This is a genomic window from Neoaquamicrobium sediminum (genome assembly GCF_040970315.1).
In the GTDB taxonomy this organism is placed as follows: domain Bacteria; phylum Pseudomonadota; class Alphaproteobacteria; order Rhizobiales; family Rhizobiaceae; genus Aerobium; species Aerobium sediminum.
Genome location: NZ_JAZHFV010000015.1, coordinates 1 through 19,098, shown reverse-complemented (window position 1 = coordinate 19,098; position 19,098 = coordinate 1). Strand labels below are relative to the sequence as shown.

Sequence of the window (19,098 nt, the reverse complement as noted above, 5' to 3'; positions counted from 1 at the left end):
GTGACGCCTCCAGCAAAAAGATAGCCGCGTCGCGGCACTGTCTTGATCAAGCAATGATCATCGTCGCCGAGCGCTTTGCGAACGTCGCGCACGCATTGAGCAAGCGCATCGTCGTTTACGATTACATCGGGCCACACGACGGCTACCAGTTCATCTTTGGTGACCAGGCGACCGGAGTGCTCGACAAGGAAACGCAGCGTATCGAATGCCTTCGGCCGCAGCTCGATCTGGTGTTCACCTTCAGTGAGCGCCATTCGTTCCATATCAAGAACGAAGGAGCCGAACCGATATCGTCTTGCCGTATTCATTCCTCCCTCGCACGCATGCGATCAGCCGAAATTATACCCGTATTAGAGGAAAATTGCAGCGCGAATACATGCGTCCCGCCGGGAGACAGAGCAGGCTTCGCGTGCTTTCCGGGCATTACAGGAGGAACACCAATGGAACGCAAAAGCACTCTCGTCGCTGCCTCAGCGATTTCACTTCTCGCAGCGTGTCATTCCGCCGCTGCAAGCGATGCCAAGAGCCTGAAGGAGCAGGTCGTGGGAACATGGTCGCTCGTCTCGCTCACGGTCCACCAGACCGACAAGAAGGTCGAGCTGTTCGGCGAGAAACCGCGAGGAATCCAGATCATGGATCCGAACGGTCGCTTCGTGAACATCATCACCCGCTCCAGCCTCCCGCTCTATGCGGGCAACAACCGCATGCAAGGTACGGCCGAGGAATACACCGCGATCGGAAAGGGATCGAACGCTTTGTATGGGACATACGAGGTCGACGAAGAAAACCAGACCGTGACCTTCAATGTCGAGGTCAGCACGTTTCCGAACTGGGAGGGCGAAAAGCAGCGTCGCGAATCCAGCGTGGAGGGCGACGTCTGGCGTTACACCAATCCTATGACAACGATCGGCGACGGCCATGTCGAGGTCGTCTGGAAACGCCTGGACTGAGCCAGAAGGGGCACTGGCTCCTGAACGCATCCGCCTCATCGAGGCGGATGCGTTCACCGCGTGCTCATCTGGGGGAAGTGGTCGACCCGGCGCGGGAAACCGCCATCATCGACTGTGCCTGTGCCTCTGTTGCCGCGCCGGGCTTCGCCACAACAACCATTGTCGAAGCGAACCACAGGGTCCGGAGCTGGCTTTCCCTGTCGCGCGGTTGCAAAGCGCCCTCGATGAATCCGCCGACGGCCGGTGTCGTTCAACGGTTCCGATAGCTACGCGTTAACGTCGAACGGCAGTGCTGCGCATGTCATAGCCAGGTACCGGATCGAACGTCGGCTCGAGGACATTCATCATCCTCGCAAAAGCGACGAACGCTTCGCGGGCTTCCTCTACGGACACCTCCTGCGCCAGCGCTGCTAGACATAATCGGCGGACGTTCTCGCGAATCGGTCCACGCCGTGCTGGCGGCCATTCGTCGAGGAAATCGAGGAGATCACCGATTGTAAGCAGATCCCGAGAACCGGATAGCCCAACAGTAACCGTGACTGGCAGATGCAGCCTCATGATGGCATTCCTCCCGAAGATGCATAGGGACGATCGCTCAACGCCGTTCGGCTGAAAGGGTTGCCTAACCGACACCACAAAAAAACGGCCGGCCTTGAGCCGGCCAGCGAGTCAGGAGGTCGCGTGTCGGCAGGGCCAGTGGAAGTCCGCGCTCGCCAACCAGAAACCATGCGTTTTGTTCCAGCCCCCTTGCTCAAGAAACAACGCAGACGCGACGCTGCAGAGTGGTGGTAGCCGCAAGATGGAAGAACTTGCGGCACATAACGGTTATCCAAACCGGAACCTTGCGGCCGCCATGCCGGCCCCCGGCAGACCGCTCCGGAACGAGACGAGCGCTTCAGCCACCCAAAGCCAGCAGCGGGTCTTAACAAGAAAGGGCCGGCACGAAGGCCGGCCAAGTTTTGAGGGGATATACGGCAGGGCTGCAGTCCTGCCGCCCCACCAACCGCCCACAGTCTGGTTTGTACCAAGCAGCGACCGGTGAGCGCCGAGACGCGGTTAACGATGGGGTTGTCTGGCGGGAAGGTCCCGCTTCAGTAAGTCGCCGAGAACTGACGCGGTTTCCAAGAGGAGACGTCTGATCTCCGATGGCGTCAGTTCATGCGCCCGGTCGGCAGCATCCTGCAGTTCGACCACCAGTTCCACACCTCGCATATGCAACTGCATTGATCGGTTCCTTATACCTTTCTCTGACAGTGCGATAATCAACAACAACGAACCCTTTCCGGCAAGCGCCGGGTGAAAGGAACACCATGGCCACGCGACACAAGCGGGGCTCATCAGCGCTCGTCGCCGCCGTGACTCGTGACAGCGCTGGTCCCCGCATCGGGGCGTGAAGAAGGTTTCCAATCACAACGAATATGCAGCCAAGTCTGCCGTCCTTCGACGTGTGCCAGGGTCCGCTCGGCACGCTCGCATGAACCCGGGCCGCCCGGCGGCTCTGGGCAATCCCATGAAAGGCAAATGCCACGCGCTTGCCGTTCACTGCAGCACCGGCGAGCAGATCGCCAATAAAGACGTTCACTCGGCGCCAAGGCTGCATGCCGGCTCCTGGCGGCTGCAGAGGCTGTGGCAGACATCATTGCTACTGGCGATCCGCGTCCGCCGCCAGCTTCCGCCGAACTTCTTCGAGCGCAACGCTCAGAAGAGCATCGACCTCCTCAAGTTCGGTTCGCAAGTCGTCCCGGTCGCCGATGTAGCGGCGCAGCTCTTCGAGCATCTGGCAGACATGTTCCATACAACGTCCTCTGATTCATTCGCGATGAAGGCACGCCAAACGCGCTCCATCGTAATACGGGTGCTCTGGGGGCATGGATCAGTGGCGGTAAGGCCGCTAGAGTTTCTTGAGGATAGCAAGAAGTTGACCTTCGCGACTGGTCATGGCCGCGAGAGCATTGGCGACGCTTTACTGAGGGTTCTGGTGTCCTGCTCATTTGAGCACCTCATGCCGGTGGGCGAACCCTACCGGGCAGTCTGAACTCTGCGCATCCGCCGCGTATTATCCTTTCGATGGATTTGACGCGACCTGAGGCAATTGCCGCACATTCCACCGTTTCAGTTTCCGACTTCGTAACTCGCATGATCGACAATGAGCTCCGAAGTGGGAGGCTGCCATGTTCGGACAACCGCCGGTATTCTTTGTGGGCTTGTGCGCGGCGCTTGCCGGTGCCGGGATCATCGGATGGAAGATCGCGCCTGAGGAACGCCGGGTTGATGCTGCATCGATCGTCTCGGCCGGCCACACCATCGCCATGCCGATCTGCGGCAGCGGCAAGCGCATCAACTGCGTAGTCGATGGGGACACGATCTGGGTGAGGGGTGAGAAGATTCGCCTCGAAGGCTTCAACGCGCCCGAGATGAACGGCTCGTGCGACCGCGAAAGGCGGATGGCCGTTCAGGCGCGAGATGAGCTCCGGCGCGCGCTCGACGGCCGTGCATTCACCATCGAGCGCAACGGCAAGGATCGTTACGGGCGCACCCTGGCCACGATCCGCGTTGGCGAGCGCGAGGTTGGTGCGGAGCTGATCAGCAAGGGGCTGGCGCACGAATGGCGAGGGTTCAAGGAAAGCTGGTGCTAGCTCGCAAGCTCTGAACCGCTGACAGGATTGGTGCTTTTCCCATCCGCATCCGGGCAAAGAAAGACCCTGCCGGGGCGGGGGTTCCCTGTCAGGCTGCTTCCGCATGTGGAAATGGCATATCGAACCGCAACGGAACACCAAGCGCCCTGAAAGCATCCTCAAGGGAGTCGAGGCGCGAGTTGTGGTCGAGCCTGAACAGTCTATCCACGTGTTCACGCTTACAATCGAGTAAGCGCATCAGGTCGGCGCGGGTCTTACCCTGTTCGCGCAAGATCATGTACAGCGCGGATTCGAGCTACACGAGCGCCGGCACCTCAACAAAGCGGCCAGCTGCCGTGCGCGATGAGCGGAAATGAGCCTACTTGGCAATCCTGGCTTCCCAGCGGCCATCGACCACCGCGCCTCGCACCAGTTCCACCATCAGGTTAGGAGACATTGCGGCCAATGCGTCACCCTGGGGTACGGTTCCGCGTTGCGACAGGCCAGCAGACGATAATCCCCTGATGCCTCACCGCATGCCGCGTTTCGGCACCTGGTTTCGTCGTCGACCGAACGTTATGGGCTCCTGTCGTTTCGGCTGTTGAGCTGGCCTGCGATCTTTGGGAGCCCGTCGACGGATGGCCTTGGGCTTTTGCGGCAATAACTCAGCCAACAGGCTGCGAAAGAACGCCATCATTGTCGCCTCCTGTGTCTAAAGGTGCCAACGCGTGAGGACAGATGCAGTTCCGAAAGTAGGCGCCCATGCATACAAGCGAAGCCGTCTAAAGCAGCGCATTTTGATCTATGAAGTTGTCGGGCTGGCATTCGTCTGCGGAAGGTCGGTCTGATCATCTACGGGCGGATGGCTGGAGCCTTTTCCAGCGTGCAGCTGCTCTTGCCGTAAAGCCCGAATGACATCTCTGGCTGTCCGGTGTCAGCACTTCCGGGACGATTCGCTATCTGAAGAACACGCTTTCGCGGCATTGCGCTTCCAGGATTCTAAATATACACTGTATATATATCTGAGATAAGATGACGCTCATGAGGTATCTATCAATGACCCAAGCTCTTGCCGTGATCGCGCTCGTCCTAGTTGCCGTCACGATGGGACTGGCCTTGGCCCACGCGCTCGAATTTCCCGGCAAGCTCCGGCTCGAGGAAAAAGACTACCGCCTTGTTCAGGCAATCTACTATCCGGGGTTCACCATCGGCGGGCTCGTCGGCGAGTTGGGTGCGCTGCTGTTGCTGCCCATCCTGCTCCTGCTCACGCCCTTCGGATCGGAGCGCTCCTGGTGGATCGCTGCCGCATTTGTGTTTCTCGTGGTCGGGCATCTGACCTACTGGTTCGTTACCCATCCCGTGAACAGTGTTTGGCTGAAGGACACACGCATCTCAGGCTTGGGCTCGGTGTTCTTTTCCGCCTTTGCAGGTCAGGATGCGGATTGGCGCCAGCTCAGGGATATCTGGGAGTATTCGCATATGGCACGCGCCGGCCTTGCAACATTAAGCCTGATCGCAATGGCCGTCGCACTTACACAATAGGAGATGCGTATCCGCAGCGCCCAGATTCACCGTCCGCGAGGTCGTCTATGAGAGCCCGCGACCTAACACGGGGCAAGGTCATTGAGGCCGGCCTCAGTCTTCTCGACCGAGAGGGGGTGGAGGCCGTCTCTATGCGAGCCGTCGCTAAGTCTCTGAGGGTGACGCCAATGGCCCTCTATAATCACGTCGACAGCAAGGACGATCTGTTGCGCGCGATTGCATCATATGTCCTCGACAAAGCAATGTTTGACGGCGGCGCCTCGGGCTGGCGCGACCAGGTAGTCTATTGCTTTAGTGAGTTTCGCGCCCTCTGCCTGCGGCATCCAGGCCTGAGTCGCCTGTTGGAGGGGCCTGATATCGCACCCACCAGCGCCTTCGCGCCTATGGAGATAACCCTAAGAGCTCTCGGCCAGGCGGGTCTGTCGGACCTTGATAGCGTGCGAACATATTTCACGCTCGTCAGCTTCACGCTCATGCAGGCTACCTACCAGAGCCGCGGAGACTACGTCGACCTGGAGCCAAATGCGGCCACCCAGAGAAACCGCATTAACGGGTTCGGATTCAAGGTGCTGGAACAAATGGAGCTGCCGCGTCAGTGGGATTTCGATCGCGCATTCGAGTTCGGAATAGGTCTTATCCTCGACGGCGTCGTATCAGCCGTTCAGAGGAGGAGGGCTTGAATATTGGCCGGCCGCCTTATTACCATCTTCATATTTCCGCCAACGATTTGGCTGCAAGCGCTCCAGACTATCTGATAGCGTCAGCGTCCAGCACGATGTTCTTGCGAAAGGATATGCTCAAACTTGACGGGGAACTGGCGTGCCTCCCCGCTCGATTTCCGCTCATCCAGACGCTAAAATAGCGTGCAGGTCTGCGCGATGAGCTACCGAGCGAGGCTCTAAACGACTTCGGACCCGTTCCACCACGTACACGACGTTAGCAAAAGCGCGCGGATTGCGTTCCGCGTAAGAGCCGTCTATCGCTCCAACCGAATTCGGCAATCTCGCGAGTGACGACAGGAGTCAAGCTATGAATGAACAGGGAGAACGCGACCAGCTCGTCGCCCTGACAGCCGACATCGTGTCGGCCTACGTGTCCAAGAACCCCCTTCCGATGAGGGAACTGGCTGACCTGATCGAGAGCGTCCACATATCACTTGCCGGATTGACCAGCGGTGCAGTGCAGGAAACCGTGGCGCCACTGAAGCCTGCAGTTCCGGTGAAGAAGTCGGTGCATGACGACTACATCATCTGCCTTGAGGACGGCAAAAAATTCAAGTCGCTCAAGCGTCACCTCAGCGTCCATTTTGGCCTCACGCCAGCCGAGTACCGCGACAAATGGGGGCTGCCGCACGACTACCCCATGGTAGCACCGGGCTATTCAGCAGCGCGGTCCGCTCTAGCCAAGTCCATGGGACTTGGGCGGAAGCCGTCAGCGCCGGCTCCCAAGAAACGCAGCCGCAAGAAGGCTGCAGCCAGCGCTTGACCCGGCGCCCTGGCGCCGGAGCGACTCGACATTGGACGCGAGCTCCACGATCCTTGGCGGTCCGATTTCAGGGCAGATCGATCGTGACTAATCTGTCGGCATGGTGCTCATGTCCATGTACATTGCTTCCCAGACGTGACCGTCGGGGTCAGCGAAGTTGCGGTTGTACATGAAGCCTAGGTCTTGGGCCGGGTTGATGTCGGCTGTGCCATCATGCTTCGCTGCTGCTGAATTCATCGCATCGACCGCGTCACGGCTGTCGCACGACAATGCCAAAAGCACTTCGCTTGAATGTGCGGGTGCGATCTGACGACTGGTGAAACTCTTCCATTTCGCGTGGGTGAGCAGCATGACATGGATCGTCTCCGACACCACCATGCAGGCGCTGCCGTCATCGCTGAATTGCGGATTTTTGGTGAAACCCAGCGCTTCGTAGAAAGCTTCCGACCTGGCCAGGTCGGTAACCGGCAGATTCACGAAAATCATCCTGGTCATTGTTCATGTCCCTCCATTTTCCGACGGCAACAGCTTGAGCAGTGACTGCCGGCGGGTTGAAGCGTCGGCGTGACCGCCACGGCGACTGCTTGGACATGACGCTTAGAGTGATCGGAGCGCGGGCGAATTGATGTTTGGTAAGAATGCGAGCTACCGCTTGCCCAAACGGCCAAAGGCAATCTTTCTACGCAAGCGGCTGAGGCTCTCCGGCGTGATGCCGAGCCAGGCAGCGATGTGATGCTGTTTCAAGCGCTTATGAAGATGCGGTTCCTTGCGAATGAAATCGAGGTAACGCTGCATGGCATCGTCATGGCGGAACGCGATCTCCACCGGCTCCTTTTCGATGATCCAGTGACGCTCCATGTAGGCGATATAGAAGGCTGCAATGTCCGGATATGTATAAACCAGCGCCTTGAAAGCCGCGAAGTCATATTCGAGGACATGACTGTTCTCGATGGCTGTAATCGTAAAGAGGCTGGGTTCGCGCAGCATCGTTGCACTCACAGACGCACCAATGCGGTTTTCCGGGAAGAAGTATTTGATGACCAGATCGCCCCCGCGACCGACATAGTGCTGGCACAGCAGACCTTCGACAACGAAGGCGAAAGTTGTTGGAACAGTGCCTGCCTGTACGAAGTTTTCGTCCTTGCGATAATGGCGCGGACGCAGGAGGGACGCCCAGGCCTGCTCCGCTTCTCCGGACAGCTCGGCATAGGTGCGGATTTTGGCAAAGAATGCGGCCGTCGTCATTCCGTTGATCCCTTGGCGTTTGCGGATCAACTTGATGGCCTGTGGCTGCCTTGCCAAGTTGATTATGATTAGGCGGCGCGAAGCCGCCGAGAAGATTGAGGCCGCTGACGGCTGATTGTGAGGTATCCTCCGTCCGCCAATCTCGGTGACGCATTCGCGGAAGCATCGCTTTCGTGGCAATCCAGTCCTGTAGTGTGAGCCGCAGGTGATCAAGACCACCTATGGCGGGACCTCTGATCCTGGCCAGGAAGTCCGGGGGGGGGGGGGGAGTGCGTCGAGGCAAGAGCTGTGCAACCGACGCTAGCTTCGCGCTGGATTGAGGTGACCGCACAAGGTTGGTGCTCTCATGATTTCGCGCCGCCATGTAGTAGTGCCATTAGCGGGGTGTAAGGGCGCGCCGATCGGCTTCGTGGCTGTGACGATCGAGAAGATGGTTGTGGGCAGTGGCGAGACCCGTTGAAACGGTCCCAGGAAGGGGCAGTAGCCCCACTACAAGCCCACAAGACGGTCCTCTTTTTTGCGCGCTTATTCCGCACGGCCGTCCATGGTAGTGAGGCACTCTCCGACGCGGGGCTCACATACATGGACAGCCATATAAAGCTCAACGTATATGTTGCAACGCACAATAGGTTCGTTGATTCATGATGCTATGAATGAGTGTGCGTTCTAACCTTAAGATACTCGTCATCGACGAAAACACGATCCGTGCATCGATCATCGAGGCAGGACTGCGTGAGGCTGGCTACGCAGATGTTTGGGTCGTCAGCGAAATAGACGGGATCGCCACTAGGATCGAGACACTGGATCCAGATGTAATCGTGATCGATCTTGAGAACCCAAATCGCGATATGCTGGAAAGCCTCTTCCAGCTTGCAAAGGCAGTAAGGCGTCCCATCGCAATGTTTGTGGACCATTCGGATGCATCCTCGATCGAAGCCGCGGTCGAGGCCGGCGTATCGGCCTATGTGATCGATGGACTGCGCAAGGAACGGGTCAAGCCGATCGTAGACATGGCGATTAGCCGCTTCAACGCCTTCTCGCGCATGGCGCGAGAACTGGAGGAAGCGCGTACGGAACTGGAGAACCGCAAGCTGGTCGAGCGGGCTAGGGGCATCTTGATGAAGTCGCGCGGCATCTCGGAAGACCAAGCCTATGTGCTTTTGCGCAAGACGGCCATGAACCAGAATCGCAAGATCGCCGAGATCGCGCAGAGCCTCATCACCGCAGCCGGATTGCTCGAACCGGGAGATGAGACATGACCGCCGATTGCCGGATCACGGTCGGCTTCCTGCCACTTCTGGATAGCGCTCTGCTCATCGCCGCGCGCGAAAAGGGGTTTGCGGAAGCTGAAGGGATCGATCTCGTGCTGGTGCGCGAGAACTCCTGGGCGAGCGTCCGAGACAGGCTTGCGGTGGGCCATTTCGCCGCCGCACATATGCTGGCGCCGATGCCGATTGCCTTCAATCTCGGCCTTGCACCGCTGGCCACACCCACCATCGCGCCGATGGCGCTGGGGCTGGGCGGCAATGCGGTGACTGTTTCGGGACGACTGTGGGCGGCGATGCGGGAGGTAGGCGCTTCCCATGATCTTGACCCTGCCATCAATGGCGCGGCGCTGCGACAGGTGATCGCATCGCGGCAAGGGACAGAGAAGCTACGCTTCGCGGTGGTGCACCCGCATTCCGGGCACAACTACGAATTACGCTACTGGCTGGCCGCGTGCGGGATCGATCCACAGCGGGACACAGACATCGTGATCGTGCCCCCGCCGTTGATGCCTGATGCGCTGGCAGCGGGCCGCATCGACGGCTATTGCGTAGGTGAGCCTTGGAACAGCGCCTCCGTATTCCATGGCACGGGCCGCATCGTCACGACAAAATCGAAGATCTGGCGTTCGAGCCCGGAGAAGGTGCTGGGCGTGTCCGCCGAGTGGGCGGACGCCAATCCCGAGTCGCTCGGCATGCTGCTGCGCGCGCTATATCGTGCAGCGCAATGGTGCGGCGAGGCCGCCAACCATGCGGAACTGGCGGCGATTCTCGCGCGGCCCGGCTATGTCGGATGCGATGTCGAATGGCTTATGCCGGCGCTGTCGGGGCAACTCCTGAATGGCGATGGGGGCGTGATCGCCGTCGACGACTTCTTTGTACCGCTTGCGCGGGCTGCCACCTTCCCGTGGCGAAGCCATGCGCTGTGGTTCTACAGCCAGATGGCCCGCTGGGGCCAGATCGAGGCCAGCAAAGCTGGCGAGCACATCGCGCGCGAGACTTATCGTCCGGATCTTTACCGCGCCGCGCTCGGTCCGCTCGGCGTCGCCCTGCCGGGTGCAAACGCCAAGGTGGAGGGATCGCTGGTCAAGGCGACACCGGTCGGATCGGCGGGGGCAAGCCTTGTTCTGGGCCCCGACGGCTTCTTCGATGGCGGGGTCTTCGATCCAGACCAAATCGCTCGATATCTGAGCCTGTCATAGCGGCCTGGACCGCGCCCTGCGACCTGCCTATTTTCGTGCAGTGCACAAATCTTGGGCTGGCAACAACGGCGCCTTGAATAAAAAGTGGTCAGCGGCATCAGCCCGAAACAGCTGCTTAAGCGCGTAAATCTCTGATATTGCTCGTTCTTCACTTCAATTCTGAAACTGGCACGTAAACTGCTTGGTTATTTGCAGGCCTGATGAAGGGCCTTCAGATTTCGCGTCCAATGACGGGCGCATCAGGCAAAGCCGCCGATCAGCTTCTGTCGCGTGCCCGTATACCGGTGCGCGTGAGGACTGATCGGCGGCTTTTTTGTTTTCAGCCAGCGCACAGCCACTCCCAGGGGCTGATGATGGAGCCAGAAATGACGGAAACCGCCAAAACCACCCCCATTCCGGACGCTTCGGCCAGCCGGGCGCTCTCGATGTCCACCATCGCATTCACCGTCTGCTTTGCCGTGTGGACGATTTTCTCGATCATCGGCGTTCGCATCAAAGACGAGCTCGGCCTGAGCGAAACGCAGTTCGGCCTCCTGGTCGGCATGCCGATCCTGACCGGATCCCTCGTCCGCATGCTGCTCGGCATCTGGACCGACCGTCTCGGCGGCCGGCTGGTCTACACCGCGACCATGCTTGCATCGGCGCTGGCGACGTTCCTGCTCGCCTTTGCCACCACCTATGCGCACATGCTGGTTGCCGCGCTCGGCGTCGGCCTTGCGGGCGGCTCCTTCGCGGTTGGCGTCGCCTATGTCTCGCGCTTCTATCCGGCGGGGCGCCAGGGTACAGCGCTCGGTATCTTCGGCGTCGGCAATGTCGGCGCGGCCGTGACCAAGTTCGCGGCGCCCTTCGTGCTGCTGGCATGGGGCTGGCAGAGCGTGGCGCTGGTGTGGGCCGCCGCGCTTGTGCTGATGGCCGCTGTCTTCTGGCTCTCCACTGAGGATGACCCGGTGATCCGCCAGCGTCGCCTCACCGGCGCCGGCCAGCCGCGCAGCTTCCTGGCCGAATTTGCACCGCTGCGCGACATGCGGGTCTGGCGCTTCGCGCTCTACTACTTCTTCGCGTTCGGCGCCTTCGTCGCGCTGGCGCTGTGGCTGCCGCGCTACCTGATCGGCGTCTACGGCTTCGACATCGCCACCGCCGGCATGATCGGCGCGGCTTATTCCATCCCCGCCTCGATCTTCCGCGCTTATGGCGGCGTGCTCTCCGACCGCGTTGGCGCACGCACCGTGCTCTACTGGACCTTTGCGGTCTCCGCCGTGTGCTGCGCAGTGCTGTCGATCCCGGCGACCGACTATCTCGTGCAGGGCATCGACGGGCAGATCGCATTCCACATGGCCATCGGCCCGGTTGCCTTCGTGGCGGTTGCCTTCGTGCTGGGCTTCTTCATGAGCCTCGGCAAGGCGGCCGTCTACAAGCACATCCCGGTCTACTATCCCGACAATGTCGGCGCGGTGGGCGGCCTTGTCGGCATGATCGGCGGCCTCGGTGGTTTCATCCTCCCCATCGCGTTCGGCGCGCTCAACGACCTCACCGGTATCTGGTCGAGCTGCTTCATGCTGCTCTTCGTGCTGGTGGGCGTCTGCCTGATGTGGATGCATCTGGCGATCCGGGAGATGGAAAAGCGCGCTGCCGAGCCGTCGGGCTCGCTCGCCCAGGCCGCGGAATGATCGGGCGGGAGATGATGGCCATGACAGAGAAACTCGTCATCATCGGCAACGGTATGGCTCCCGGCAGGATGCTGGAGCATCTGCTGGAAGCCGCGCCCGGCCGCTATGACATCACGATCTTCAACGCCGAACCGCGCGTGAACTACGACCGCATCATGCTGTCGCCGGTGCTTTCGGGCGAAAAGAGCTTCGAGGAGATCGTGATCCATGGCGATGGCTGGTACGTCGCCAACGGCATCGTGCTCTACAAGGGCCACAAGATCGTCGCCATCGACCGCGAGGCGAAGACGGTGACGTCTAACCATGGCGTGACGGAATCCTACGACAAGCTCGTGATCGCGACTGGGTCCGTCCCTTTCATCATTCCGGTGCCTGGCAACGATCTGCCGGGCGTGCTGACCTACCGCGATCTCGACGACGTCGACGCCATGCTTCTGGCCGCCCAGTCGCGCCAGAAGGCGGTTGTGATTGGAGGTGGCCTTCTCGGCCTCGAAGCCGCCGCCGGCCTGAAGGAGCGCGGCATGGAGGTGACGGTGCTCCACGTCATGCCGACGCTGATGGAGCGTCAGCTCGATCCGGCCGCCGGCTACCTGCTGCAGCGGGCGGTCGAGGCGCGAGGCATAAAGGTCGTCACGCGGGCAAACACGAAACAGATCGTTGGCGATGGCAAGGTCGAGGGCGTCGAACTCGATGACGGCACCATCATTCCGGCCGCGCTGGTGGTGATGGCAGTAGGCATCCGGCCCAACGTGACGCTGGCAAAGGATGTCGGGCTGACGGTCAACCGGGGCATCGTCACGGACGACCGGATGCGCACGTCCGATCCGGATATCCTCGCGCTCGGCGAATGCGCGGAGGTGGGCGGGCATGTCTACGGCCTGGTTGCGCCACTTTATCAGATGGCGCGCGTGGCGGCGGCCGTGCTGGCCGAAACCGGCGAGGACCATTTCGCCCATGCAGACACGCCGACGAAGCTGAAGGTCACCGGCATCGATCTCTACTCCGTCGGGGATTTCGCCGACGGCGACGACCGCGAGGAGATCGTGCTGCGCGACGCTTCGGCCGGTATCTACAAGCGCGTTGTGCTCAAGGACGACCGCATCATCGGTACGGTGCTGTTCGGCGAGACGGCGGACGGGGCATGGTTCGCCGATCTGCAGAAGAAACAGACCGATGTATCGGCGATGCGCGACACGCTGATCTTCGGGCAGGCGTTTCAGGGGGGTGCCTCGGCGGACCCTTTGGCGGCCGTTGCGGCACTCGCGGATGATGCGGAAATCTGCGGCTGCAACGGCGTCTGCAAGGGTAAGATCGTTTCAACCATTACCTCCAAGGGACTGACGACGCTGGACGACGTGCGCGCCCACACCAAGGCGTCCGCCTCCTGTGGCACGTGCACCGGGCTGGTCGAGAAGCTGATGCAGCTTTCGCTCGGCGACAGCTACAACCCCACTGCGGTTCAGCCGATGTGCTCCTGCACGGAACTGGGCCATGACGAGGTGCGTCGGCTCATCAAGGCGAAGGGTCTCAAGACGATCCCCGCCGTGATGCAGGAGCTTGAGTGGAAGACCTCCTGCGGCTGCGCCAAATGCCGGCCCGCGCTCAACTACTATCTCGTCGCCGACTGGCCCGACGAATATGCCGACGACTACCAGTCGCGCTTCATCAACGAGCGGGTTCACGCCAACATCCAGAAGGACGGCACCTACTCGATCGTGCCGCGCATGTGGGGCGGTGTCACCTCTTCGAAGGAATTGCGGGCCATCGCCGATGTGGTCGACAAGTTCGCGATCCCGACCGTGAAGGTGACCGGCGGCCAGCGTATCGACATGCTGGGCATCAGGAAGGAGGACCTGCCCGCGGTGTGGGCCGATCTCGGGCAGGCGGGTTTCGTTTCCGGCCATGCCTACGCCAAGGGGCTGCGCACGGTGAAGACCTGTGTGGGGTCGGACTGGTGCCGTTTCGGCACCCAGGATTCCACCGGTCTCGGCGTCCGCATCGAGAAGTTCATGTGGGGTTCGTGGACACCCGCCAAGGTGAAGATGGCGGTGTCGGGCTGTCCGCGAAACTGCGCCGAGGCCACCTGCAAGGATGTCGGCGTCATCTGCGTGGATTCCGGCTTCGAGATTCACTTCGCCGGAGCCGCCGGGCTCGATATCAAGGGCACCGAGGTTCTCGGTCTGGTCAAGACGGAGGACGAGGCGCTCGAGGTGATCGTCGCGCTGACGCAGATGTATCGCGAGCAGGCCCGCTATCTGGAGCGCATCTACAAGTGGGCGAAGCGCATCGGATATGACGAGGTGCGGCGGCAGGTGCTCGACGATGTCGAACGCCGCAAGGCCTATTACGACCGCTTCGTCTACAGCCAGCAATTCGCGCAGGTCGATCCGTGGTCGGAACGCGTGTCCGGCAAGGACAAGCACGAGTTCCAGCCAATGGCGGCCCTTTCCTTCCAGCAGGCAGCGGAGTGACGCGATGAACTGGCATGAAATCGGCACTATCGAGGACATTCCGGCGCGCGGGGCACGCTGCGTGACCACGCCGCAGGGCCGTATCGGCGTGTTCCGCACGGCGGACGACGAGATCTATGCAATCGAGGATCATTGCCCGCATCGCGGCGGTCCGCTGAGCCAGGGCATCGTCCACGGCAACGCGGTGACGTGCCCGCTGCACAACTGGGTGTTTTCGCTCGAAACCGGCAAGGCGCTGGGTGCGGATGAGGGCTCCGTCAAGACCATCCCTGTGCGGGTGATCGACGGGCGCATCCTGCTGGGGCTCGAGCGCGCACTGATGGCGGCGGAGTGACGGCAATGCAGGATCTGCCGGCAACCGAAGTGAGGACGACCTGCCCCTATTGCGGGGTGGGTTGCGGCGTGCTGGCGCGTGTCGCCGCGGACGGCAACGTGACCGTCCGCGGCGACACCGACCATCCGGCGAATTTCGGCAGGCTGTGCTCGAAGGGCTCGGCGCTGGGCGAGACGACCAGCCTCGAGGGACGGCTGCTTGTGCCGGAGATCGGCGGGCGCGAGACTTCGTGGGACGAGGCGCTGGACCTCGTCGCGCGTCGTTTTTCGGAAACCATCGAAAAACATGGACCGGATTCGGTCGCGTTCTACATTTCCGGGCAATTGCTGACCGAAGACTATTACGTGGCCAACAAGCTGATGAAGGGCTTCATCGGTTCGGCCAACATCGACACCAATTCGCGGCTCTGCATGGCGTCGTCGGTTGCCGGCCATCGCCGCGCCTTCGGCGAGGATATCGTCCCTGGCACCTATGAGGACCTCGATCAGGCCGACCTTGTGGTGCTGACCGGATCCAACACCGCATGGTGTCATCCGATCCTCTATCAGCGGTTGCTGGCGGCTCGCGAGGCGCGGGGCACCAAGATCGTCGTGATCGATCCCCGGCGCACGGCCACCGCAGAGGAATGCGACCTGCACCTCGCAGTCGACCCCGGCACCGACGTGCTCCTGTTCAACGGATTGCTGGCCCATCTCGATATTGCCGGCGTGATCGACCGCAATTTTGTCGACTCTTCGACGACCGGCTTTGCCGAAGCGCTTTCGGTCGCGAGCGCGGAAGCATCCTCGCCCGGCGCTGTTGCCGCCGGATGCGGGTTGGCGGAAGCCGACGTGCGGCTGTTGTACGAGCTGTTTGCCGCAACGTCGCGAACCGTCACCGTTTACAGCCAGGGCGTGAACCAGTCGGCGCATGGCACCGACAAGGTCAACGCCATCATCAACTGTCACCTTGCGACCGGTCGCATTGGCCAGCCCGGCATGGGGCCGTTTTCGGTCACGGGGCAGCCCAATGCAATGGGCGGGCGCGAGGTCGGCGGGCTGGCCAACCAGCTTGCCGCCCACATGAATTTCGACCGGCCGGAAGACGTCGAGCGCGTCGAACGGTTCTGGAGCGCCCCTGCGATGGCGCGGCAGGCGGGTCTGAAGGCGGTGGACATGTTCCGCGCCGCCGGCGACGGGCGAGCCAAGGCGCTGTGGGTGATGGGCACCAACCCGGCGGTCTCGATGCCGGATTCGGCGCGTGTGCGCACCGCTCTGAAATCGTGCGAGTTCGTCGTGGTCTCGGACGTAACCCGCACCGACACGACCCGTTATGCCGACGTGCTGCTGCCAGCTGCCGCATGGGGCGAGAAAGGCGGCACCGTCACCAATTCCGAGCGACGCATGTCGCGCCAGCGGCCCTTCCTGCCGGTGCCCGGCAATGCGCGAGCGGACTGGCGCATCATCTGCGATGTCGCGCAGCGCATGGGATTCGGCGATGCCTTCACCTATGATGGACCGCTGGAAATTTTCCGGGAACATGCCCGGTTGTCGGCGTTCGAGAACCACGGCGACAGGCTTTTCGACATCGGTGCGTTGGCCGAGATTGCCGATGCCGAGTATGAGCATTTCCCGCCTCGCCACTGGCCACAGGCGAGTGGTGAGCCATGCGCGGAGCGCCTGCTGGTGGACGGCCGGTTCCCGACACCGGATGGAAGAGCGCGCTTTGTTGCCGTTCGTCAGGAGGGCGTGGCGCTGCCGGTAGATGCGAAGCGTCCCATCGCGCTCAACTCCGGGAGGCTGCGCGACCAGTGGCACACCATGACACGAACTGGCCGGGTTCCCCGTCTGATGGCGAACGTGCCCGCACCGACACTCGAAATCGCCCCGCTGGACGCACACCGGCGCGGGCTGAGGGATGGCGATCTCGCTCATATATCGAGCCGCTACGGGTTCGCCCGGGCACGCGTCACCGTCTCGGACAATCAGAAACCGGGTACAGCTTTCCTACCGATGCACTGGAGCGGCCATTTTGCCGCCAATGCAGGCGCGGGATCGCTTGCCACGCCGCTGAGCGATCCGTTCTCGGGCCAGCCGGAACTGAAGAACGTTCCAGTACGCATTGAACGTGAGGCCATCGCCTGGACGGGCGTGCTGATGACGCGTCGCGAGTTGCGGCCAACGGGCTTCGTCCACTGGACGCGGCATCCGGTCGACGGCGGCTGGGTCTACGAATTGTGCGGCACCGAAACGCCGGACCAGGGCATCCTCCTGTCGCGCCGCCTGCTGGATGGGTCGCCACGCAACCAGTTTATGGAATACACCGACCGGCGCGGCCTGACATACCGCGCTGCTGCCCTCGATCCGGCCGGTGCTCTTGCCGAGGCACTGCTGGTGGCACCCCCTGGTCAACTTCCTCCACGAGACTGGCTGGTGTCGTTGCTTGGCGCGCGTGAGCCGCTGGCGGCGGGGCAGCGCATGGCGCTTCTGTCTGGACGTTCGCCCGTGCCGATGCCGTCGATCGGCCGTGTCATCTGCTCCTGCTTCAACGTCGGCGAACATCAGATCGCGGCAGCAGTAACGCGTGGGGCCGCATCGTTGGAGGACATCGGTCAGCAGCTTCGCGCGGGTACCAATTGCGGCTCGTGCCGCTCCGAAATCAGGACACTGCTCGATGCACATCGTCTCCAGGCTGCCGAGTGACCCCGCGCCGCGCATAGGAGCGCTGAGCGTCCTTCCCGTCTTCCTCGACCTGACAGGCAAACGTGCCGTCGTCGTCGGTGGCAGCGAGGCCGCCGCATGGAAGGTCGAACTGCTGGTGTCGGCAGGTGCCAACGTCGACCTCTATGCTGGCGAGTTGTCCGAGGGCATGGAGGAAGTGGCGGTGCGTCACCCGGCAATCCGTCACTTTCCGCGAAGCTGGCGCGCGGGAGACTTGAATGGCGCGGCGGTGGCGCTCTGCGACGCCGAACACGACGTCGAGGCGGTGGCTTTCGAGCAGGCGGCGCGCGAGGCTGGGGTACCGTGCAACATCATCGACCGGCCGGAGTATTGCCACTTTCAGTTCGGAACGATCGTCAACCGCTCGCCGGTCGTGGTCGGCATATCCACGTCAGGCGCAGCACCCGTGCTGGGGCAGGCGATCCGGCGGCGCATCGAGACGCTGCTTCCGCCCACACTCGCTGGGTGGGCGGGGCTGGCTCGGGATTGGCGCCGCCGTGTCGCCGAGGCGCTGCCGGTTGGGCCGGCAAGGCGCAGGTTCTGGGAGCGCTTCGTCGACCGTGCGTTCGGGCCAGCCGCGGATGAAACCAGTGAAGCCTCCCTCCTTGGCGGACTGCAAGACATCGAGTCCCGCGGGCACGTCACCTTCGTCGGGGCAGGTCCCGGAGACGCAGAGCTCATCACGCTGAAGGCGATACGTGCCCTGCAGGCGGCCGACGTCATCCTGTTCGACGATCTCGTGTCGGATGAGGTGCTGGAACTGGCCCGGCGCGAGGCAAAACGTATTCTCGTGGGCAAGCGGGCGGGGCGTGCAAGTTGCAAACAGCACGAGATCAACGACCTGATGGTAAAACTCGCCAACGCCGGGCGACGGGTGGTACGGCTAAAGTCGGGCGACCCAATGATCTTCGGGCGGGCAGGCGAGGAGATCGCTGAACTGGAAAGGCATGGCATCGGCTACGACGTGGTGCCAGGGGTCACTGCCGGGCTCGCTTTGGCCGCCACACTTGGCGTTTCCCTCACGCACCGTGACAAGGCGCGATCGGTTCGTTTCATCACTGGGCATTCACAGCATGGCGGCCTGCCCGATGATATCGATTGGATGGCGATAGCCGACCCCTCGACCACGACGATCTTCTATATGGGCGGACGGACAGCTTCCTCGATCGCTTCGTTATTGATCTCTCATGGCATGCCGCCAGAGACGCCGGTTGTTATTGCGGCCGACATTGGGCGGATTGGTGAGACCAAACTGTGTTGCGATCTGGCGGATCTGTCAAAGGGGATCAACACCCTCCTCAACGGAGGTCCGGTGGTGATCGGAATCGGTTCCGTGTTCGCCGAGAGAAGAGCGGACCCAGCCACCGTCATGGCCGCAGGGTCATCGTGGACGGACGAGTTCGGGGACACTTGCCCGCAAGTCTCGTTCGAGCGGCGTGCCGCCTTACAAACCATAGTACAGATAGATCGCGTAACATGACGCTATTCCGACGACGATGTTCATCGGCAGCCCGATTTTAACGAAGTCGCTGAACCTGTAATTGCCGGCGCCGTAGACAAGCGTGCGGTCTGATAGCCAATAGGCGTCGCAAAGCTCGCGCTTGCGCCAAACATGACGGCTAC

16 protein-coding genes and 2 pseudogenes are annotated in these 19,098 nt (G+C 61.6%); 13 read left to right on the top strand and 5 right to left on the bottom strand.

The genetic code is table 11. The features are described 5' to 3' along the window. Window positions 1–74 precede the first annotated feature (74 nt). Window positions 75–254, bottom strand: a pseudogene (locus tag V1479_RS24755) (winged helix-turn-helix domain-containing protein); the annotation flags it as partial. Between the two features lie 69 nt (window positions 255–323). Between V1479_RS24755 and V1479_RS24750 the strand changes: the two are divergent. Continuing rightward, complete coding sequence (locus V1479_RS24750; protein WP_368805207.1) at window positions 324–950, top strand: lipocalin-like domain-containing protein; 627 nt, start codon at window positions 324–326, stop codon at window positions 948–950. A gap of 273 nt (window positions 951–1,223) precedes the next feature. Here V1479_RS24750 and V1479_RS24745 read toward each other — a convergent pair whose 3' ends face one another. Continuing rightward, window positions 1,224–1,508, bottom strand: coding sequence for a DUF982 domain-containing protein (locus V1479_RS24745; protein WP_173194022.1), 285 nt, complete (start codon window positions 1,506–1,508; stop codon window positions 1,224–1,226). Window positions 1,509–2,424: 916 nt separating this feature from the next. Here V1479_RS24745 and V1479_RS24740 point away from each other — a divergent pair. From V1479_RS24740 to V1479_RS24720, 5 genes are all read left to right on the top strand, one after another. Continuing rightward, window positions 2,425–2,985, top strand: coding sequence for a hypothetical protein (locus tag V1479_RS24740; protein WP_368805189.1), 561 nt, complete (start codon window positions 2,425–2,427; stop codon window positions 2,983–2,985). Window positions 2,986–3,121: 136 nt separating this feature from the next. Further along, window positions 3,122–3,586 carry a thermonuclease family protein gene (locus tag V1479_RS24735; RefSeq protein WP_368805188.1) on the top strand — a complete coding sequence of 155 codons (465 nt, stop codon included), beginning with the start codon at window positions 3,122–3,124 and terminating at the stop codon, window positions 3,584–3,586. 1,035 nt (window positions 3,587–4,621) lie between these two features. Further along, window positions 4,622–5,107, top strand: a complete 486-nt coding sequence (locus V1479_RS24730; RefSeq protein WP_173194028.1) for a DUF1772 domain-containing protein — start codon at window positions 4,622–4,624, stop codon at window positions 5,105–5,107. A 47-nt stretch (window positions 5,108–5,154) separates the two neighbouring features. Continuing rightward, window positions 5,155–5,787, top strand: a complete 633-nt coding sequence (locus tag V1479_RS24725; protein WP_368805187.1) for a TetR/AcrR family transcriptional regulator — start codon at window positions 5,155–5,157, stop codon at window positions 5,785–5,787. A gap of 349 nt (window positions 5,788–6,136) precedes the next feature. Further along, window positions 6,137–6,592: a Ros/MucR family transcriptional regulator gene (locus V1479_RS24720; protein WP_368805186.1), complete on the top strand. Its 456-nt coding sequence runs from the start codon at window positions 6,137–6,139 to the stop codon at window positions 6,590–6,592. Window positions 6,593–6,679: 87 nt separating this feature from the next. Here V1479_RS24720 and V1479_RS24715 read toward each other — a convergent pair whose 3' ends face one another. Both V1479_RS24715 and V1479_RS24710 read right to left on the bottom strand, forming a co-directional pair. Continuing rightward, window positions 6,680–7,087, bottom strand: coding sequence for a VOC family protein (locus V1479_RS24715; RefSeq protein ID WP_173194030.1), 408 nt, complete (start codon window positions 7,085–7,087; stop codon window positions 6,680–6,682). A 150-nt stretch (window positions 7,088–7,237) separates the two neighbouring features. Then, entirely contained in the window at window positions 7,238–7,837 is a 600-nt protein-coding gene (locus V1479_RS24710; protein WP_368805185.1) for a Crp/Fnr family transcriptional regulator, read from the bottom strand. Window positions 7,838–8,490: 653 nt separating this feature from the next. Between V1479_RS24710 and V1479_RS24705 the strand changes: the two genes are divergently transcribed. The 7 genes from V1479_RS24705 to cysG all read left to right on the top strand — a co-directional run bounded on the left by V1479_RS24705 (window position 8,491) and on the right by cysG (window position 18,955). Beyond that, on the top strand, window positions 8,491–9,096 hold the full coding sequence (locus tag V1479_RS24705; RefSeq protein WP_173194032.1) for an ANTAR domain-containing response regulator: 606 nt from the start codon (window positions 8,491–8,493) through the stop codon (window positions 9,094–9,096). Then, complete coding sequence (locus V1479_RS24700) at window positions 9,093–10,304, top strand: CmpA/NrtA family ABC transporter substrate-binding protein (RefSeq protein WP_173194034.1); 1,212 nt, start codon at window positions 9,093–9,095, stop codon at window positions 10,302–10,304. The genes V1479_RS24705 and V1479_RS24700 overlap by 4 nt, the downstream gene beginning before the upstream one ends. A 365-nt stretch (window positions 10,305–10,669) precedes the next feature. Beyond that, window positions 10,670–11,971: an MFS transporter gene (locus V1479_RS24695; RefSeq protein WP_244649369.1), complete on the top strand. Its 1,302-nt coding sequence runs from the start codon at window positions 10,670–10,672 to the stop codon at window positions 11,969–11,971. 20 nt (window positions 11,972–11,991) lie between these two features. Then, complete coding sequence (gene nirB, locus V1479_RS24690) at window positions 11,992–14,442, top strand: nitrite reductase large subunit NirB (protein WP_368805183.1); 2,451 nt, start codon at window positions 11,992–11,994, stop codon at window positions 14,440–14,442. 4 nt (window positions 14,443–14,446) lie between these two features. Then, window positions 14,447–14,776, top strand: coding sequence for a nitrite reductase small subunit NirD (nirD, locus tag V1479_RS24685; RefSeq protein WP_173194036.1), 330 nt, complete (start codon window positions 14,447–14,449; stop codon window positions 14,774–14,776). A 5-nt stretch (window positions 14,777–14,781) separates the two neighbouring features. Continuing rightward, the gene (locus V1479_RS24680) at window positions 14,782–17,457 is read left to right on the top strand and encodes a nitrate reductase (RefSeq protein WP_368805182.1); all 2,676 of its coding nucleotides are present in this window, start codon (window positions 14,782–14,784) and stop codon (window positions 17,455–17,457) included. Continuing rightward, window positions 17,429–18,955 carry a siroheme synthase CysG gene (gene cysG / locus V1479_RS24675; RefSeq protein ID WP_173194038.1) on the top strand — a complete coding sequence of 509 codons (1,527 nt, stop codon included), beginning with the start codon at window positions 17,429–17,431 and terminating at the stop codon, window positions 18,953–18,955. The genes V1479_RS24680 and cysG overlap by 29 nt, the downstream gene beginning before the upstream one ends. Here cysG and V1479_RS24670 read toward each other — a convergent pair. Beyond that, a pseudogene (locus tag V1479_RS24670) lies at window positions 18,920–19,098 on the bottom strand (SLC13 family permease); the annotation flags it as partial. The gene cysG and the pseudogene V1479_RS24670 overlap by 36 nt on opposite strands.

Excerpts from the sequence above, each read along its gene's own strand:
- V1479_RS24750 (WP_368805207.1), top strand. The coding sequence starts at position 324 with ATGCGATCAGCCGAAATTATACCCGTATTAGAGGAAAATTGCAGCGCG.
- V1479_RS24745 (WP_173194022.1), bottom strand. The coding sequence starts at position 1,508 with ATGAGGCTGCATCTGCCAGTCACGGTTACTGTTGGGCTATCCGGTTCT.
- V1479_RS24740 (WP_368805189.1), top strand. The coding sequence starts at position 2,425 with ATGAACCCGGGCCGCCCGGCGGCTCTGGGCAATCCCATGAAAGGCAAA.
- V1479_RS24735 (WP_368805188.1), top strand. The coding sequence starts at position 3,122 with ATGTTCGGACAACCGCCGGTATTCTTTGTGGGCTTGTGCGCGGCGCTT.
- V1479_RS24730 (WP_173194028.1), top strand. The coding sequence starts at position 4,622 with ATGACCCAAGCTCTTGCCGTGATCGCGCTCGTCCTAGTTGCCGTCACG.
- V1479_RS24725 (WP_368805187.1), top strand. The coding sequence starts at position 5,155 with ATGAGAGCCCGCGACCTAACACGGGGCAAGGTCATTGAGGCCGGCCTC.
- V1479_RS24720 (WP_368805186.1), top strand. The coding sequence starts at position 6,137 with ATGAATGAACAGGGAGAACGCGACCAGCTCGTCGCCCTGACAGCCGAC.
- V1479_RS24715 (WP_173194030.1), bottom strand. The coding sequence starts at position 7,087 with ATGACCAGGATGATTTTCGTGAATCTGCCGGTTACCGACCTGGCCAGG.
- V1479_RS24710 (WP_368805185.1), bottom strand. The coding sequence starts at position 7,837 with ATGACGACGGCCGCATTCTTTGCCAAAATCCGCACCTATGCCGAGCTG.
- V1479_RS24705 (WP_173194032.1), top strand. The coding sequence starts at position 8,491 with ATGAGTGTGCGTTCTAACCTTAAGATACTCGTCATCGACGAAAACACG.
- V1479_RS24700 (WP_173194034.1), top strand. The coding sequence starts at position 9,093 with ATGACCGCCGATTGCCGGATCACGGTCGGCTTCCTGCCACTTCTGGAT.
- V1479_RS24695 (WP_244649369.1), top strand. The coding sequence starts at position 10,670 with ATGACGGAAACCGCCAAAACCACCCCCATTCCGGACGCTTCGGCCAGC.
- nirB (WP_368805183.1), top strand. The coding sequence starts at position 11,992 with ATGACAGAGAAACTCGTCATCATCGGCAACGGTATGGCTCCCGGCAGG.
- nirD (WP_173194036.1), top strand. The coding sequence starts at position 14,447 with ATGAACTGGCATGAAATCGGCACTATCGAGGACATTCCGGCGCGCGGG.
- V1479_RS24680 (WP_368805182.1), top strand. The coding sequence starts at position 14,782 with ATGCAGGATCTGCCGGCAACCGAAGTGAGGACGACCTGCCCCTATTGC.
- cysG (WP_173194038.1), top strand. The coding sequence starts at position 17,429 with ATGCACATCGTCTCCAGGCTGCCGAGTGACCCCGCGCCGCGCATAGGA.